Annotated in this window: 17 protein-coding genes; 5 read left to right on the forward strand and 12 right to left on the reverse strand. The window is 56.4% G+C overall.

Translation table 11 applies throughout. From position 1 onward, the window contains the following. The first annotated feature begins 20 nt into the window (after positions 1–20). Together C8J42_RS07860 and C8J42_RS07865 are read left to right on the forward strand one after the other, a co-directional pair. Complete coding sequence (locus C8J42_RS07860) at positions 21–617, forward strand: hypothetical protein (RefSeq protein WP_133019538.1); 597 nt, start codon at positions 21–23, stop codon at positions 615–617. Between the two features lie 200 nt (positions 618–817). After that, the gene (locus C8J42_RS07865; RefSeq protein ID WP_133019539.1) at positions 818–1,858 is read left to right on the forward strand and encodes an HNH endonuclease; all 1,041 of its coding nucleotides are present in this window, start codon (positions 818–820) and stop codon (positions 1,856–1,858) included. A gap of 541 nt (positions 1,859–2,399) precedes the next feature. Here the strand turns inward: C8J42_RS07865 and C8J42_RS20335 are convergent. The 5 genes from C8J42_RS20335 to C8J42_RS07895 all read right to left on the reverse strand — a co-directional run bounded on the left by C8J42_RS20335 (position 2,400) and on the right by C8J42_RS07895 (position 7,138). Continuing rightward, on the reverse strand, positions 2,400–4,799 hold the full coding sequence (locus tag C8J42_RS20335; RefSeq protein ID WP_207897084.1) for a collagen-like protein: 2,400 nt from the start codon (positions 4,797–4,799) through the stop codon (positions 2,400–2,402). Continuing rightward, the gene (locus C8J42_RS07880) at positions 4,800–5,573 is read right to left on the reverse strand and encodes a hypothetical protein (RefSeq protein ID WP_207897085.1); all 774 of its coding nucleotides are present in this window, start codon (positions 5,571–5,573) and stop codon (positions 4,800–4,802) included. It abuts the gene before it with no gap. A gap of 280 nt (positions 5,574–5,853) precedes the next feature. Continuing rightward, positions 5,854–6,162 carry a hypothetical protein gene (locus C8J42_RS07885; RefSeq protein WP_133019542.1) on the reverse strand — a complete coding sequence of 103 codons (309 nt, stop codon included), beginning with the start codon at positions 6,160–6,162 and terminating at the stop codon, positions 5,854–5,856. 183 nt (positions 6,163–6,345) lie between these two features. After that, positions 6,346–6,558 carry a hypothetical protein gene (locus C8J42_RS07890; protein ID WP_133019543.1) on the reverse strand — a complete coding sequence of 71 codons (213 nt, stop codon included), beginning with the start codon at positions 6,556–6,558 and terminating at the stop codon, positions 6,346–6,348. Positions 6,559–6,580: 22 nt separating this feature from the next. Further along, a complete protein-coding gene (locus C8J42_RS07895; RefSeq protein ID WP_133019544.1) occupies positions 6,581–7,138 on the reverse strand; it encodes a hypothetical protein in 558 nt (185 codons plus the stop codon). A 107-nt stretch (positions 7,139–7,245) separates the two neighbouring features. Here C8J42_RS07895 and C8J42_RS07900 point away from each other — a divergent pair, with 107 nt between their 5' ends. Together C8J42_RS07900 and C8J42_RS07905 are read left to right on the forward strand one after the other, a co-directional pair. After that, positions 7,246–7,734: a TIGR02594 family protein gene (locus tag C8J42_RS07900; RefSeq protein WP_133019545.1), complete on the forward strand. Its 489-nt coding sequence runs from the start codon at positions 7,246–7,248 to the stop codon at positions 7,732–7,734. Further along, positions 7,731–8,063, forward strand: coding sequence for an endodeoxyribonuclease (locus C8J42_RS07905; RefSeq protein ID WP_133019546.1), 333 nt, complete (start codon positions 7,731–7,733; stop codon positions 8,061–8,063). Before C8J42_RS07900 ends, C8J42_RS07905 begins: the two co-directional genes overlap by 4 nt. Before the next feature lie 75 nt (positions 8,064–8,138). On the opposite strand, the gene C8J42_RS07910 is transcribed toward C8J42_RS07905, so the two are convergent. Together C8J42_RS07910 and C8J42_RS07915 are read right to left on the reverse strand one after the other, a co-directional pair. Beyond that, positions 8,139–8,831 (reverse strand): hypothetical protein, encoded by a 693-nt coding sequence (locus C8J42_RS07910; RefSeq protein WP_165895451.1) that lies wholly within the window; start codon positions 8,829–8,831, stop codon positions 8,139–8,141. Then, positions 8,828–10,333 carry a hypothetical protein gene (locus C8J42_RS07915; protein WP_133019548.1) on the reverse strand — a complete coding sequence of 502 codons (1,506 nt, stop codon included), beginning with the start codon at positions 10,331–10,333 and terminating at the stop codon, positions 8,828–8,830. Before C8J42_RS07915 ends, C8J42_RS07910 begins: the two co-directional genes overlap by 4 nt. Positions 10,334–10,399: 66 nt before the next feature. On the opposite strand from C8J42_RS07915, the gene C8J42_RS07920 reads away from it, so the two are divergent. Further along, a complete protein-coding gene (locus tag C8J42_RS07920) occupies positions 10,400–11,755 on the forward strand; it encodes a hypothetical protein (protein ID WP_133019549.1) in 1,356 nt (451 codons plus the stop codon). A 1,012-nt stretch (positions 11,756–12,767) separates the two neighbouring features. Here C8J42_RS07920 and C8J42_RS07925 read toward each other — a convergent pair. From C8J42_RS07925 to C8J42_RS07940, 5 genes are all read right to left on the reverse strand, one after another. Further along, complete coding sequence (locus C8J42_RS07925; RefSeq protein WP_133019550.1) at positions 12,768–13,268, reverse strand: hypothetical protein; 501 nt, start codon at positions 13,266–13,268, stop codon at positions 12,768–12,770. 46 nt (positions 13,269–13,314) lie between these two features. Next, the gene (locus C8J42_RS07930; protein ID WP_133019551.1) at positions 13,315–14,190 is read right to left on the reverse strand and encodes a CFI-box-CTERM domain-containing protein; all 876 of its coding nucleotides are present in this window, start codon (positions 14,188–14,190) and stop codon (positions 13,315–13,317) included. Between the two features lie 254 nt (positions 14,191–14,444). Next, entirely contained in the window at positions 14,445–14,903 is a 459-nt protein-coding gene (locus C8J42_RS07935) for a hypothetical protein (protein ID WP_133019552.1), read from the reverse strand. Then, a complete protein-coding gene (locus C8J42_RS20095) occupies positions 14,903–15,148 on the reverse strand; it encodes a hypothetical protein (protein WP_165895452.1) in 246 nt (81 codons plus the stop codon). The genes C8J42_RS07935 and C8J42_RS20095 overlap by 1 nt, the downstream gene beginning before the upstream one ends. A gap of 169 nt (positions 15,149–15,317) precedes the next feature. After that, entirely contained in the window at positions 15,318–16,832 is a 1,515-nt protein-coding gene (locus tag C8J42_RS07940; protein ID WP_133019553.1) for a hypothetical protein, read from the reverse strand. Positions 16,833–16,834 lie beyond the last annotated feature (2 nt).

The following is a 16,834-nucleotide window of genomic DNA, read 5'->3' on the forward strand; positions in this document are numbered from 1 at the left end:
CCGGCGGGCTAACAAGCGGCATGATTAAAAAGGCCGACGTTTACGAGCGCGTTCTCACCCGGATAGAAGCGTGGGTAGAAGAAAGTGGATCGATCGCATTCGCTTTTTTGTTCTGGTCGGTCGCCATCATGTTAGCGATAGCGACCACTGCGGCGCATTCTCTAGATTTGTTCATCAAGGCTTTCACGGGCGTCGCGACTGCCGGTGTTGCGTTAGCGGTTTGGCGGTCGACCCGCGCGTTCCAACGGGCGAGTGTCGAAACCGCAAACAAGAAATTGCGCCTGGATTTATTCAAAGAGCGATTGCCCCTGTGGGAAGCTTTCAAGCCCATTCGCGGAGAGATTGTATCGAATGGCAAAATCTCACGAGATAACATGGCGAAGCTAATCAATCTTAGCAGAGATGCTCAGGTCTTGCTGCCTCCCGGCGACATACATCGTATGTTTGAAAAATATGTATCACTGGCGTCAGACATACATGAAAACAGCGTAAGGGGTTTTGGTAACGTCATTGAAGCCGAAGAAGTTAAACGTATATATGCTCTTCAGCAGATTCGGCCGCTTGGGGTCGATCTTGGGGACGCGATTGTCCATGCGATTAGGATAACTGATCTTTAAAAGTAGGCGATGACACTTGTCGCAAATTGCTTCCGATCGCCAGATCGTCGGTTTCGGCTTTAATCTACTGAGCTGTGCGTTATCGGAGTCAGGCTATGACTTGCGCTGTTTTGTGCGGATGCGCCTCAATACTATCAATTGGACACTCGCGCGGCGCGACTGGTAGAACCTATGAAAGATAGGACGGGAAGCGCCAACCAATGCCGATTGAACGGAAACCGACGTTGATAACGCGCGACAGCGTTCTCGCTGCCATGGCTGAGCACGACGGTATTGGAAGAGCCGCTTTTCTCGAAAAGTATGGGTTTAGAGAGGCTCGCACCCACCTGGTTTGGCACGAAGGCCACAGCTATGACAGCAAGGCGATAGTTGGCGCTGCGTTCGGCTACCTTCCGGGGCAGTCTGATGCCCTCCGGTCCGACGAGTTTTACGGCGGTCAGCCATCGATCCGACCTTTGCTAAGAGAGGGCTTCACATTTGTTGCTCCCGTAGGCTCGGCACCGGCCACCCCCGAAAAGCTGAAGAACCCGCTTTGGACCCGGGACCAGATCATCCTCGCTCTCGATCTCTACGTGAAGCACAAGGGCCGGGATCCAGGTGTCAAGCATCCCGACGTGATCGAAGTATCGGCCCTGCTTCGTCAGATGGCTACGGAAGTGGGCTGGACCACCTATCGCAACCCTAGCGGCGTCATCATGAAGATGATGAACTTCCGCAGCGTTGATCCGGTGTTCACGAACAAGGGGGGTAAGGGGCTCGGCGGCGCAAGCAAGCTGGATAAGGCCATTTGGTTGGAGTTTGTCGGAAAGCCTCAAGACTTAGCCGTGGCCGCTGAGGCGATCCGTGAAGGCGCGTTCGCCGGAATGGACGAGGAGACTCTCGATGAGGTCCAGAGTTACAAAGCAAAAGAAGGAAAGGTAAGCTACCGCCTTCACCGGACGCTCGAGCGTGATCGAAAGGTTGTTGCGATCAAGAAGTCGGCCGTGCTCAAAGTTTATGGCAAATTGGAATGTGAGGCGTGCGGATTTGACTTTGTTGCCACGTATGGCCCGCGTGGATACGGGTTTATCGAAGCGCATCATACCAATCCGGTTCATGCGATGGTCGAAGGTGACGAAACCACACCTAACGACTTGGCACTGGTTTGCTCCAATTGCCATAGGGTGATCCACAAGGCGAAACCATGGCTTACGGTGGCAGAGTTAAAGGCTCTTCTTACCACTAATGGTCAGCGGCCATAAGCTGCTGACCCGTATGTCATACAGGGGAAATTCAAAGCTTTCCGCAGTTCTGTACAAGTCACGTATAGCTATTACCGCTGCGCGGGCTCGATCCGTGCCCAGCCCCGGCAACGGCACTGCTGGCAGATCATGCGCGTTTGCGCTTTGTGTACGGTGGCATCCTGACCGAATTTCTCAATCAATTCCCTGCTGCGCCACGTAACGACTCGGTGACAGCGGCATCGGATGTTGGCGTGTGTGTTGCCTTCCAACAGGTCGATGAGCAGTCGGTCAGCGGCCATGTGACGGGCTTACGGTGGCTGCTCCGCGTTGAAAGCATCGCTTACATTTCAGCCGTGCTGTGGCTTGCTCGATGGTCAGCCAAGCGTCGAACATCGCCCCAAGCGTGGCTGATGGCAGATTGACCTCCCGGCCACACCTACACTTTACCCGCATATCGGCGCGGGCCTTCACGTAATGAGCCAGGGTAGTGAAACCGTCCATGTCTCGTGGTACAAAAAGGGAACATGATTCGGCAAGGGTTATGCGAAATCGGTCTCGGTTAGAAATCCGTCAGGTATTCCACGTAAACGCGGTTCATACTCAGCGTGATCGTGGTGGCCGAGGCCGCGTTGCTGACCCAAGCGACTGGATACCAAAGGCCCGCTGTACCGATAGTGCTGTGTGCGTAAGCGAAACCGCCTTGGTTCAGGCCGCTGAACATCTGCGTGGAGCCGGGATTACACTTGAACGAGAACGTCACATTCTCGCCACCGAGATCGCCCGGCACGGTGATGGACGTTTTTGTAACCGAGCCGGTGCCACGCGACATCTGGTAGGCGTTATTGTCCGTGCTATCGCAGCCGATGCCGAAGATGTTCGTCATGCTGCTGGGCTCGACGTTGCCCGGTGTGGCGGTGCTCATTGCCATACCTACGAACCAACGCTTGCCAGCCGCCCAGTTTTTCACGCTCATGCGGATCGAAACAAGCCAGCCGCCTGTGTTCGCGGTGCTGCTCGTTACGACCGGATTGGTCACGTTGAACGTGGCTTGCGTTCCCGCCGTTGCCGCCGCCACATAGTTGAGCGCGGGTTCTGCGAGCCATCGGCTATTGCTGATGTTTTGGGTGGTGGCCGTTCCCGTTGCGGCAGTGGACATGGCTTTGTTGTAAACCGTCGTTCCAGTCACAGGCTGCCATTCGCGGGTGCTGGTATAACCGGCGTGAGGTCCGAGTGCGCGCCACGGTGCCAGAGCGTAAGGGTCGCTGACTTGGAGAATGCCGTGCTGCGCCGGGTTCGCTCCACGCAATTTCGCACCACCGCCAATGTCCATGATGCCGGTTGCCGGATCAAAAGCCAAATAGCTCGCACCCAGTTTGCCATTGGCGTTTAGCTGGATCTGATTGTTGTCACCGGCGGCGGTTGCCACGCCACTGGCACCTGTTGCGCCCGTCGCTCCGGTGTCGCCTTTGACGCCTTGGATACCTTGCGCGCCAGTATCTCCCTTGGCTCCGTTGGTACCATTCGTGCCTGTCGCACCGGTCGCGCCGGTATCGCCTTTGATGCCCTGAATGCCTTGGATACCTTGCGGTCCCATTGCTCCGGTGTCGCCCTTATCTCCCTTCGCACCAGTTCCGCCGCTGGTGGAAGTTCCCGGCGTGTTGCTAATGACTGCGCCATAATCGTTCGTCACCGTGGCAGTTTGCGCGGTCGAGGAGTTCGTTACGGTAAGCTGATATGACGGGCTCAAACGTCGTGTGAATACCTCTGTGACGAGGTTGTTGACCGGCTGATAGGTGGCGAGGCTGGAGAGGTTCACCGCAACAGGTAGGCCGGGGATGTTCACTTCTATGACCATCGAACTACTGCCGATGGAGCCGCCCGCGACACCTAGAAGGTCAATGTCGTACATCCACGCATTCGCGGCGATGTAGTGGGTTGCCTGATCGAGTGTCAGCGATCCCATCTTGGAGGTGTCGAGTACACCAGGGCTACTCTCGGGCAAGACGGTGAGAGCCCACAAAGCCAGAGGCGCAGCACGGTTCTTGTTCCGCTGGCGAATGAGTTCAAAACGCTCCTGCGCGCTGAACTTGTTGGTGACGCCGTTGCGATCGTATGCGAAATTCTCGACCAGATAATTGTCGCCAGCGCGGAGCGGACTTGGCAAGTCGTTGGGGTTGTACTGAACGAAACGCTGATACCGCGCATCGTCGGACGACCAAGGCAACTGCGCTTTGGTATCAACGACAGCCTCTTCAAAAATCCAACTGTTGGCCGTCGCAGGTAGCTGTTTGCCGTGGACGTAGCCCACAATATCAATCTGCTGACTGCGCGTGACAGCAAAATCGAAACCGTACTCATCCAGGAAGATGCCATCGACGCCAATTGTTACCCAGCGGTCGATTGCGACCTTCCGCTGCGCATCGGTGTTGCTTGGTCCCATGCGGACGTAGCCATAAACCTTCGTACCGCGCGTCCGGAGTCCGTTGATAATCTGAACAGTCGAGGCGTAAACCTCCTGATCTGGATTCTCATAGCCCGCACCGCAGACATAAACCTGATACTTGGACATCGCGTCGATGACCGCGTTGGTCTCCCAGATGCCCTTAAAGCCAATGGGGTAGCCATAGTAGAATAGCACCGACGGCTTGCGCAGTGGCTGAGCGGCAGCGGTCTTCAGACTGTCGAAGCGCACGCTCTTTGTCGTCGCAGAGTTCGAGTCCAACAACACGATTTGATCGGCGCTGCTGGGTTCGGACTTGAGGGGAGCATTGCGGACGGCTTGCTCGGCTTCGCCTTGTTTGGCGAATGTCTGATAGCTGCTGGTGCCAGTTCCGACCGCGTAGCGGTTTTCGTCCGTGATAAAGTAGGGCTCACCCGCGAGCAGCGCGAGAGCCGTAGCTTGCGCGTTGAGGTTGGCCCTCGTCGTCCTGATAAACCTGATAGTGGAGTTGCGACCCATTTAGAATGTGCCTCCGTCCAAAATCACGCCGTTGATCGAGCCACCAGTGATCGCCACTGCCGATGCGTTCTGAACAGCCATCGTGCCCAGGCCGAGATTGGTGCGCGCGGCAGCAAAGTCGGTGAGGTCCGATAGGTTGCTGGCCTTGGTCAGCTTGCCGTCAACGGTCGTCGTCAGCGCCGATAAGCCGCTCATGTCGTTCTGGATGAGGGTCTGTAGCTCGCTGAGCGTATCGTATGCCGCACCCGCGCCACCAATCAGATTGCTGATAGCGGTGCTGACAAATGCCGTGGTGGCCAACTGCGTGTTGTTGGTTGCCGAGGTCGCCGTTGGAGCCGTTGGCGTGCCGGTGAACGCAGGGCTGGCGCTGTTGGCCTTAGGGCTGACTGCCGTGCTGACAAACGCGGTCGTCGCAAGTTGCGTGGTGTTCGTACCTGCCGTTGCCGTGGGGGCGGCTGGCGTACCCGTGAATGTGGGCGATGCCTTATCGGCCTTGAGCCCTACGCTCGTTACCGTGGCGACAACCGCCGTGTCGGCGGCGATCGTGCCGCTGGTGATCGTAATGCCCGATCCAGCCGTGTAATTCGTACCGGTCTGCGGCGCTGGTCCCCAAATTGCGTTACCGCTTCCATCCACGGTGAGAACCTGACCCGACGTTCCATTGACGGGGAGACGATGCTTGGGATCGTAATCGTCCTTGGCGAAGCCTCGGATGCTTGTCGCGGTGCCAGTGCCGTCATCGCCATAACCGGCATACAGGATGCCATCGACCATGTTGTAGGCCAGTTCGGCGGACTTGAGGCTTGACGGAGCGCCAGCAGCACCAGTGACGCGACGATTGATGCGTAGTGTAGTTGCCATTAGAAATTACCTCCATCGAGGATTGTTGGAATGAGGGCTGTGCCGGACAGGCCAGTTTCGCCGCGAACGCCTTGCGGGCCGGGTGGGCCGCTGCTCACCAGCTTGATCGACTGCGCGGGTTGCGAACCGATTGTGAGTTTGGGAGCCAACTTGCCTTGAAGTTGGATTGTTTGGTGAACTGATCGAATCTGGATCACGGCTTGAACCCAGTGGCATCGATCGTGCCGCTCAGTAGAACTGTGTTGTCCGATCCCTGAGTGAGCAGGAGAACGTACTGGCGCGGCTTGGTTAGGCTCTGCGCGTGAAGTTCAGTGAAGTGGAGCAACCGACCTTTGGCCTTGTTGGGGTCGCGGTCAGGAACAAGGGAGAAGCCCTTGTCCACGATAAAGCGGAGGTCCGCTCCGCTGATGTCGATCTCGACGCCCTGGTCATCTACCCAACTCAAGGGGATATATTCGTCAGCAGCGCGATTGAGTGTGATGTTTCCCGAGGCGTCAATCATACCTCTATTTATTGGTAGGGCGGTCATGGGAATGGCCGGGTTGCCCCGGCCATCTTCTAGAGTTCTAAGTACAAGTCCATGAGCGCTTGCCCGAGAAGTTGCGCAATCGGACAATGCGGGTCCTTGCGGAGCAGCGCTACAATGTCCTGTCGGTATGCGTCGATTTGCTCTTCAAGCGTTAGCTCACTTGCCATCAATCGTAGCCCGTTCTCTCGCCTGGATGTCACTTAGCGCGGACTCAATCTGCGCAATTGCTTTCACTACCGCTGACGTATCAACTTCGATTTTTACGGCTTTAGGGTCAACGGTCTTGTTGTGCGCGAAATCGGCCTCAATCCGGTTCATGCGCTCAATGAGGTTGCTGAACAGTTTGCGGGTTTCTTCCTCAAATGTCATGGGAGTTATCTCCTTTTTGCTTTTAGTGGATTGTTGGACCGCCATCGCGAGGCTTGCCCCAGGTATCGAACAACGTTGGTACAAGCGCCTGTGCTGGAGTGAGGCCGCGCTGTAGTCGCTGGCGAAGTGTCCTAGCGTTTATACCCAGTAGCTGGGACCACTCGTACAGGCTGAGTGTCTGGTCATTGAGGGGAACTAGCGGACTGTCGAAAGTGCGAGTCTTCTTGCCATCGTAACAAAAGACGGTGTGAGATTTTGAGCCCCATCCCAGGTCGATGATGCGGGGTTTGGTAGGACGGCGATTGCGCTGCTGAACTTTGCGTGAGGTCCAAGCGAGGTTGCCCGGTTCATAGCCCTTGGTGTTATCAACCCGATCAAGCGTAAGGTCGGCACTTGGCTTGCGTCCGACTGAGGCTAGGAAGTTCCAAAAGCCATCAGGGCCAAGGAAGGACTCATGTACTTGAAGTCCGCGGCCACCATAATCCTTGTACTGAGCGTTCTTCGGGTTGGAGCAACGGTGCCTTGCGTTGACCAGTGCGTCGTATTCGACTTTGAAATCCTTCTTGCGTAGTTTTGTCATTGGCTCCTCCGCGGAGTTGTTTTTTGTTCTCCAATCTATTTATTCTCTGACTTATCGAGTTAAGTCGGGCGTTAAATTCCGGAGTTAGCCGATGACTAATTACTGGTATGGAAAAATGGATTGATGTTGCCCGCAAGTATGTGGGCCTGAAAGAGTATCCCGGCGCCGCCAACAACCCGACAATCATCGGCTGGGCAAAGGGACTTGGAGCTAAGCTACTTGGGATCGCGTATGGCGCAGACAGTGTGCCGTGGTGCGGACTGTTCGTGGCGCATTGCGTCAACGAAGCGGGGTTAACGCCAGCACCTATTGCCGTGAGAGCGAGTGCCTGGGCGACGTGGGGGCAGGCTTGTAAGCCCGTTGTTGGCGCGGTCGTGGTTTTCCAGCGTCAAGGCGGCGGACACGTGGGTTTCCTCGTCGGACAGAACGCAACTGCCTATCGAGTGCTGGGCGGCAACCAGGGGGACAGCGTAAGCGAAACCTGGATTGAGAAGAACCGCGCCGTAGCAGTGCGCTGGCCAGCCAGTGTTCCTGTTTCAACGGTGGCTCTGCCTTGGATTAACGCCAAGGGAGCCGTGTCGAAGAACGAAGCGTGAGCAACTACCGCAATCCATTCGAGGCGCGTTGCGGTCGCGACCTGGGACCCGGCTTTGCCTACGAAGCGGTCAAGCTGTCGTATGTCCTCGAATGTACCTACCTGCCAGATTTTATTGATCAGGAAGCCAAGCGCATCGTGGAGGCCAAGGGTTTGTTCGACGCCGGGGATCGTCGTAAGATGCTGGCCGTCAAGCGCGCCTATCCCGAGTACACAATCGAAATGTGGTTCACCAACCCGGACAAGACGATCAGCAAGGCCAGCAAGACAACCTATCGTTCATGGTGCGAGAAGCATGGCTTCAAAGTCAAACAAGGTCCGCGTAAATAGATGCGATGACGCAACGCTCCACAAGGGCTGCTCAAGTCGCGCTGTCAAAAGGAGGCCCCGGCATTCGTGCTGGGGTCAACCTATCTCACGTCCTTGTTCAAACAGGAAGCGTTCAACCTCGTCGCCGGAAACGCCGCGTCCGATCACCCGCGCCAACTTGTAAGCATGGTCGAGATAGATGGGATAGGCTGCGTTGGCCTGGGCTATTACGTTGATGAGGTCGGCATTCGTCTTCCTCTTGGCATACAGCGACCGCAGTTCCGCTTGAAAAGCGGCAAGTTCAGGATAGTCGAGAGTAAGGGAAGCCTTGGTGACTTGGCGGTCGAATATAAGGCATTTGCCTGCTCCTGTTTCCAACTGCGCAAAGTAAGCCACCTTTGTTGTACTGGCGATGCCTAGACCGGGTTGCCGGTTCAGTCGTTTGACCGTCTCAAGTGCGTTGCGCGATGCGTAGATCAAGCTGTCCACGGCATCGACCAGCCTCTCGGGATTGCGAAGAGCGCCTTTGAGATTGGTGTCGTTTTCCGTGCCCGCATACGTCCGTCCGCTGGGGTAACCCCACACCAGCGAATACGTGATGCCCTTGTGCGTGCTTACCCTGAACGCATCGAAAACATGCTGGCGCAGGATCGGGCCGTTGATTGCGTTCAATTCGTCCAGATACTGAACGTCAGCACCTTCCCAGGCACCGGGATTGAACCGCTGCCCGACTTCATCGCGCTCTAAAAATTCAAACACGTCAGTGCGCAGTTGGCCCGGTTGCTTCACAGCGCCAACGCCTCGCAGACCTGGTTGTAGTCGCTGCCCGTGCGGGTTGGCATGACGATGCGGAGGAGGTCGTTGTCGAAATGAACCTCCAGCACCAGCGCCGCGTCGTCAACATCGCCGTCCATTATCCAGCCGGTTGCGTCCACGGCATGCCGCGCCAGCGTTGAGGCAACCGCCTCGATGTCGTTGACCGCGATCGTCTTGTCCCCGAAATCTGTTTCGGCGCTCGTCTCGCCCAGACCGGCAAACAGCACGGAATTGGGCAAACGGATGGAGAGCTTGGTATCGTGGATCGACAAGCCAACCGATGCTGGAAAGGCCTTCGGCTCGCTGCGCTTAAGGTTCTTCTGTTTGTTCTCCAGCCGCTCGCGAGCAATGTAGCCCGCTACCTCCTCAAACGCCCTAGCAGGGGCTTGTAGGGGCTTCTCGGGGCAAGGCAGGGCTTGTGCCACCCGGTACGCGGCAGCGTCAGTAATCTCCGTCAGTTGGATCGGTCGCGGCACCGTGTCTGCGATCAGCGCGCCGCTGCTATCCAGTGTCCAATTGCTCAGCTTATCAAACTGGTCGGATACATATCGGGCATCAGCCGCATCGATCAGGAACGGCTTGTCGATGGGCAGTTCACCAACGTGACCTTCAAGCGTCATGCTCGCCCCTGGGAAGCTGTAAGCTTCCGATACGGCCTCAATGATCGCTGTGCGCTTGCCGCGCTTGGTCTGGTTGCGGATCAACAGGTTGCGCGGCTTGCCCTGCGTGGCATCCGGCGTGGTGTTGATGATGAGGTCGATGGCGCGAAAGAATGGGGCCAGCTTCTCGTTGCTTGCCACTACCGGCGCATCGACCAAGCTGAGCAAGATAGGTTCCACCTTCGCGGGATCGCTGTGGATGACTTCAATGATCTGCGCACCGTTGCTGCCGTCGATCTTGGCCAGCACAAGCGCGAAACCTTCGGGCGCTTCGATGCCAGCGGGAAGGGTAACCGAAGCGGATGCTGGTTTGGCCATCAACGTCGCGAAGGCGTTCTGTACTGCGGTCTGGCGCCCCCGATTGCGGCTTGCTCGGCCCTTGCTGTTCTGTGCGTCCAAAGCCTCGCTGCGCCAGCCCTCAATTCCCTTTTCAGCAAGCCACGTGGGAAAGTCCTTGGGGTCAACGACTAATGAAGCCGCATACCCAAGTACCGTTGCGTATTGGCTGCGCGAACTGTCGTTGCCTTTGGCGGTGAAGGCCAGCTTCAACAAGCCAATGTATGGATTGGCTTTGGTGCGGGCGTTGTAGGCTACGTTGTGCTTTACCAGGAACTCTCGGGTAACATCAACGCCGGGTTGCGGCTGAATGGAAAGTAAAGCTTCCCCAAATTCGAAAACCTGGTGGAGCGCAGTGTGGAGAATTACTGACGCCTTTCCATTCAGGGTTTCAAACGACTTCGCGGTAGCTTCGACAAGCTGAAATTGTTTGTCGAGTTGGTCAAGTTGCCCCTTTAGCGAATTCGCAGTGATTTTCACGCTAACCCCGTTTCTCGATACGCCCTCGCGGGCAGTTTTCTTTAGTCTCTAAAAATCTGAGAGCGCATGAGCCTTTCCACCGTCCCGGTTAAAACTCCGTTGAAAATGCGCCTCCACACTGAAGAGCGAGCAATCTATCTGCCCGCTATCAGCGAGAGCTGGGCAAGGATGGTCCACGTCGGCAGACCCATCGCTGGCCTGAGCATCACCGCTGCCGACCTCAACTTCCTCGATCCAACGAACCGGCTATTTCGCTATCCCTATGCCCTCTACAGCGCTGGGCAGCACAACACGGCAGGTGCGGTCAAAGACGACATCGTGAGCAAGCGGGATCGGGACGAAACGATCGTTCTTGGCGACAGTGGAGGCTTCCAGGTACAGACCACGGCTGGCTATTTCACGCCAGAGCGAGTGCTGAATAACATGCGGTGGATGGAAGCCGTTTCCGACTATTCCATGGTCCTAGATTTTCCCACAGGTGGCATTGCCAGCGGCAACATGGCCCCGCACGTTGCGCGGCTAACTGAGGAGGGATGGGACCTACAGGCGCTTAACGATACCAACCGCCTGGGCATCGATTACAACGCATGCCTCGTTCAAACCAAACTTAACAACAATGCCTTCCAGAAAAATCATGCTCCAGGCGCGACCAAGTTCCTCAACGTGCTTCAAGGCCGGTCGGAAGCTGAAAGCCGCCACTGGTACGAGGCCGTCAAGCATTACCCGTTCACCGGCTGGGCCTTCGCCGGTCATCATCAAAACCGCTTCTCGCTGATCCTCGCCCGGTTGATCGATATGCGGGAGGACGGCTTGCTGGGGCAGGTCGAGTGGCTTCACGTCCTGGGCATCAGCACGTTGGAAATAGGCGTGCTGCTGACTGCTACGCTGCGCGCAGTGCGCCGCTACAATCCCAAGTTCCAAATCAGCTTCGACACTGCGAGCCCGTTCCTCCTTGCGGCCAATCAACGTCTGTTGGCGGGGGCGACGTTCGACAAGGAAGGATGGTCAACGCAAGCCATCGCGCCGAGCAGCTACGGTGCGAACCGCAACGGTGACAACCTGGGCGATCTGCTCATCGAGGAAATGGAAGGGAAGGGCGCAAACCGTCATCGCATCGTCTCTCGAACCGCTTTGTCCCGGCTGCTCACGCTGGGCAACCTGCGCAAGCCCGACAACTTGATGAGCAACGACGGCTACATGATGGCTACGCATCACAACATCGAGGCTTTGGCAGATGCCCATGACGTTGCGCATCAACGCATGTTCGATGATCCCATCATCCGCGATCCGTTAGCCGCGCCGCTATCAATCAAGACCATCGCCGTGATGATTGACCAGATATTTGACATGCCCGCAGATGAGGCGCGGTCCAAGATCGTGGAGTGGAAGCCCTACTTGGACGCACTTAGGAAAAACGTCTGACAGGCATTTCTTATTCGCCCTCTGAGAGCGCTTCTTGTATAAATACAGTTGTGAACGGTGGCCTGAATCGCTGATCACGGCGAGACACCCACTGTTCAATTTCAAACAGTTTAGGACTCGCAGGATGCTTCAGGCCCATCTTGCGAGTCCTTTCTTTTGGACTCGGCTGTTTTCTTATAGCCCACTGATCCTGCCCAGCAATTTCCCAATGCGCCACACGGCACCAAGAAGGCCTACGATCCGGGATTGATCCCATACACCCCAACCCGATCAAACGGGCGGATGAGCTGGTAGGCGGCGAACTGGAAGAAACGGCGTCCTCCCATCCGAGACCAACGCATGGCACCAGTATAAAAAACGCACCACCCGACAGGGGCCAGTAGGGTTTGCTGATTGAATTCAGCACCGCAAACGCGGGACAACCGACTGGTCGCTGGTAGGGTTTCAAAGGAGGATGCTCTGTCTGTTACCCGACACCATCCTATAACTCCTGCTGCCATTCGGACGGCTCCAGGAGATACCGCTATTGGCACTGAACGTAAGGACTACGTTCATCCAGGAAGCCTGAACGCAAGTGCGACCGTTAACCCCGCAGCTCAAAGAGTTTCAGGTCCGAAGTGTGTAGAAACCTATACTGGAAATCTACTCATCGCTTTCCCCTACTACATGAGAAAGAGACGATACGACCATTCGCTGGTTGTTTGTTGTGTGGCTCATGTAGTGGGGGGGAAGTGTGTATCTCCCTACCTGGAATGAGTTAATCATCAAGCAGTCATTCGCTGGTCTTCAAACCCATTGAACCAACTACGAAGCTTTACACGCCGAGTGTTTGTCCGCTGAGTTTACGAAGCGAGTCAAACACGTAGGTGTAGGACAATGCGCCGCGTAGCAAGCATTCGTCCTCCTCGTTTATCCAATACCGCTCTGCGCCATACCAATGGATTCCTACGAATGACGATCTAGGTCGAACTTATGGCTCGCGAGCTGGACTCCTGTATCGAGATAAAGACGGTCATCCCTTAAGGCGATCCCAAGCGCCGTTGCCGCGGTATTGCTCCAGCCAACCGGAGCCAAGGTCTTCCAATCCCAGATGGCTGTAGTCAGGAAGGAAACGACGAAAGTCTGTGTCGTTGTGCGGCTTGCCGCCCTTACCGGGCTTTGCCAACCAAGCCCTATGGGCGCGGGTCAAAACGTCAGCGACGATTGGCGCAGGCACTACAAAAACGGTCGGGTGGTCGCTGGCCTCGCGCCCGATATCTACGAAGCAATAAAACAAGTTCGGGCTCGCAAGCTGCTCATGCTTTTTACTCATGTGCCACCCGCCGTCCGTGCCCAGGTTGCGCCGGGTCTTCACCTGAACGGCAAACGCCCGATCTCCGACATCGTCGGTTACGACGATATCGCAGTTGGGTACCCCTGCCGGCGCTAGAGCCGCGATCAAACCACGCCTAAGAAACTGGCTCATGACGAAGTGCTCGCCGGCAGCACCGGTTAGGCTTGTCGCGCTGACCATCAGACTGCCTCCCACTTCGTCGTGATGTGCGCCGCAAAAAGTAGATTCAGCGCATTTTCCGCCGAGCAAAACGCGCGGCTGGCGCGACGATTACCCGATACGAAATCCTTTTGAGCAGAGCACTCCGATCAATCGCAGCGGCGAAGAATGGTCCCACCCGATAATAGGCGCTTGCCAATGCCTTGCCGCCCGGCTGCTTACGGAGCCAAGCATCCCGAAACTGGCGCAGTAACACCACTTCAGGATGATCGAAATCGCCCATCGTGGCGGTCACAACAAAGCAAGCCTCGGCTTTTTTCTTCTCGATGGCGGGAGGGGCGTAATTAGGATCGCTAGCACGGATCGCTTCAACTGCCTGATCCATGCGCTCCCGGAGAAATTGCTCGTAGGTTGCCGAAATGCCCTGAGCAGCAGGCATATTCTGATTGAACTTATCTCGGTAGCTGTAGCCTTCTATATTGTCCTTACAGAAATGAACGATGTTATCGAGAGTGTTACGATCGTACGGCGACCACTTTCGAACCTCTTCCAAGGCGTCAATCAACTGGGAAACCTGATTGAGATAGCCGGCCCAGATATTATCGAGAGAGACATACTCAACCATGTGATCTCGGGCGAGCCCGTAGAGCGCAACCACGATGCGGTTCACTTCGGTTACTGCTTCCGCGGTAACGGCATCCCGTTGCGAGGGCTCCGCATTTGCGATCGCGTGATTGAAAGCGATTGTCGCTTCGGCCAGCCGGATATTCACGAGCGTGGACTGCCACCCAGCTGCCTTACCCTTGCCCAGCCATGCTTCAGAAATCGACGGGTCGATTTCGAGGACGCGATTAAAGTAGGAGTGAGCCTCCACGTTGTTGCCGCCAATCATCGCTGTCCGCGCCATCCCCATCAGATTGGCGACATTTCCGTCCATGCTCATTTGCTTCCCCGTTTGGCCTGCTTTCCAACGCTTCTAGAAGGAAGGCCGGCAGCATTTCAATCGTCACGCCCGAACGGAGCCAAGGATAAGGCGGATAACGCATTATCTCGGTCTAATATCTTACGTAGCCGAAGCACAATTCCCTCAAGGCTGCGTCAAAGCCAGCAACTGCCTTAACACCTCCTCGATTTCCGGGGGCAGTTCACCCGTTGATACAAAGGCTCGCAGAAGGATCCGCTGCGCGTCCGCTTTCGTCATAGATCGCCGGTATCACCGGTCAGAGGCCTTTGACCTTCTGCCATGCGGATACGTTCTTTCATTCGCTTTAGATCAGCTTCTACGGCGTCCGCGCGGGCGTCCTGGCGGGCATTCTGCGTCCTAATGTCGGATAGCTGCTGCGTAGCGGTGCCTTGCGTCTGCTGAAGGTCTGCGATGCTTTTTTGAAGCTGGTCCACGTTGGCGCTCATCTTCGTCACGGTCGTGTTCAAACCGTTGACGCTCGATCCCACCCAGCCAAACACGCCAAGCATGATGACGCCGATCAATACGACGATACCGCCAACGATTAGCTTTGTGACCCCAGCGTCACCGTCTCGATCCACCGCAGGAGCGACGACAGCGACGGGGGCGGGCGAGGGGTTCATCACCGCCATCATTTGAATGATCTCGCGGAGCGTGACCGGCTTTTCGTGGTTCTGGTTATTGCCGCTCATCACGCTGCCTCCACGGGTACGGGGTCCTGGGGGCCATTTGCCACCTTTACCGGCTGAGGTTGATCCGGCTGGGTCGTGCGGGGCTTAAACGTGCCCAGGACGCCGACGAGTCCGGTTGTCAGACCCCCAAAGCCTAGCGCTTCCGCATACTTTCCGTAGAAGGCCAATACGGCGGCGATCGTCGCGAGGTAGCAGATCGCGGCGACCAGCACCGCAAACGCAACGAGGGTCTGACGCTCGCTCACTTACGCGTGGTCAACTTCTTGAGTACGACGACGGTTACGACTTCGCGAGCGATGCCGCGAACCAGTTCCGACTTGAGTAGCTTTTTGAGTCCAGTTAATTTCATGCGATCGTCCTCTAGAGAGGCCCCCAAGGATGGCGTTCGCTACTATTTAACGTCAGACCGCCAGCTCACCCGTTGGACGTACTTTTCAAAAGCTTGGAAGACGCGCTGCTGATCGTCACGGCTTGCTTGGTGTCGCTGTTGGTGATTGTCAGTCGGTAGTCACGCGACAAGTCCCGATATGCCACGGCTGTGACAAGGTTTGAGAACACAGGATTTTGCGCCATTTCCGCGGTGTTCACTTCCGGTGGGAGTCCGGGGAAAAACATCTCCACTGGCTTACTGCCCGCACCAAATGTGTATGCGCCCGCGCCCACGGCATCCAGATCGAACATGAAGGCATTGGCCGCAATGTAGTCGGGCACGTCAGCGTAGGGTAACGAACCCATCTTGCTAAAGTCGATTGTTCCGTAGGCGTCCGTGCGTTCGGGAAAAACGGCCAGTCCCCAAATGAGCATGGGGGTTTTCAGCTTCTTGTTTCGCTTCGCGATCAGATCGTTGCGCTCTTGAACGTCGAATTTGTTCGCGGGGCCGAGGTAATTGTAAACGAAGTTCTCAATCAGGTAGCTGTCACCGGGCTTGTGCGGCGACGGCAGGTTGTTGGGGTTCATCGCGGCGAAGTTCTGGTAACGGTAGTCGTTGCTGGGGAATACGAGTTCGTTGATGTTGTCGCAGACGGCATCCTCAAAAATGAACGCGTTGGCACAGATGGGCAGTCCGCGCGAATGAGCGTAGTCCACGATGACGATCTGCTGCGCGCGAGTTACCTGATAGTCGAAACCGTACTCATCGAGAAAGATGCCATCGACGCCAATGTCATGCCACTGGTCGATGCCCTCAATCTTCTGCGCGTTGGTCTGGCTGAAGCCCATTGGAACATAGCCGTAAACCTTAGTTCCCTTGGCCCGCACTCCCTTGATGATCTGGACGGTTGAGGCATACACCTCCTGTGTGGGATGCTGATAGGTGTCTCCGCAAACCCAGATATCGTACTTGGAGATGGCCGCGATTATGGCATCCACGTTGTACAGGCCGTTGAGCGCGATGGGGTAGCCGTAATAGACGAACAGGCTGGTGATGGTGTTTGGTTTTGCGAGCGTGCTGCGGAGCGTGTCAAAGCGGACGCGCTTCAACTTGCTGTTGTCCTCGCTATCGATCATCGCGACCTCATCCTGAACGGACGGCTTGTTCTTACTGGGCGCGCCCTCAATGGCCTGGACGACATTCTCGCTGTTTCCGTCGCCACCCTTGGGGCCAGCGGGACCAGCAGGGCCAGCCGGTCCAACACCAATGCGCGTTAGATCGCTGGCGACCTTCAACACGCTGAGGGTCTGCTTGGTCAAATCCAGGTTGTTTGCCGCGATCGGAGCCACGACGTAGCTGCGCGCATTGGCAGTGGGGCCGTTGTAGGGTTCCAGAAGGGTGATGCTAGTTGGGCTATTGATCGACGCGACGGGATAGAAGCCACCCGCGATGACAAGTGCCACTCCATCGTAAGATGGAATCCAGTTTGTGTTATTGCCCGTGACTGCCGTTGAGCCGGTAGTTACGTTGATCGTTCCTGCTGTTTCGAATATCGCCATCC

Origin of the sequence: Sphingomonas sp. PP-CE-1A-559, from assembly GCF_004340965.1 — a bacterium.
In the GTDB taxonomy this organism is placed as follows: domain Bacteria; phylum Pseudomonadota; class Alphaproteobacteria; order Sphingomonadales; family Sphingomonadaceae; genus Sphingomonas.